Below are 585 nucleotides of genomic sequence, written 5' to 3' on the forward strand. Positions count from 1 at the left end.
GCGGCGGTCGCCGAAGCCCGGAGCCTTGACGGCAGCGATCTTCAGGCCGCCGCGCAGCTTGTTGACGACGAGTGTTGCAAGCGCTTCGCCTTCGACGTCTTCAGCGATGATGAGCAGCGGCTTGCCGGTCTGGACGACGGCTTCGAGAACCGGGAGCATAGACTGCAGGTTCGAGAGCTTCTTCTCGTGCAGAAGGATGTAGGCGTCGTCGAGGTCAGCAACCATCTTTTCCGGGTTAGTCACGAAGTACGGGCTGAGGTAGCCACGGTCGAACTGCATGCCTTCGACGACTTCGAGTTCGGTTTCGGCAGTCTTGGCTTCTTCGACCGTGATGACGCCTTCATTGCCAACCTTCTGCATCGCTTCGGCAATGTCGAGACCGACCTGCCTATCGCCGTTCGCAGAGATCGTGCCGACCTGCGCAACTTCTTCCGAAGTCGAGATCTTCTTGGCCTTGGCCTGGAGATCCTTGACGACTTCAGCAACGGCAAGATCGATGCCGCGCTTGAGGTCCATCGGGTTCATGCCGGCGGCAACCGCCTTGTTGCCTTCGCGGATGATCGACGCAGCCAGAACGGTCGCGGT

At 60.0% G+C, this 585-nt stretch carries 1 protein-coding gene; it reads right to left on the reverse strand.

The window, feature by feature from the left end; translation table 11 throughout:
* On the reverse strand, nucleotides 1-585 hold a 585-nt coding region (locus BN1800_RS39665), incomplete at both ends, for a TCP-1/cpn60 chaperonin family protein (RefSeq protein ID WP_280174002.1).

This window comes from Rhizobium sullae (genome assembly GCF_900169785.1).
Lineage (GTDB): Bacteria > Pseudomonadota > Alphaproteobacteria > Rhizobiales > Rhizobiaceae > Rhizobium > Rhizobium sullae.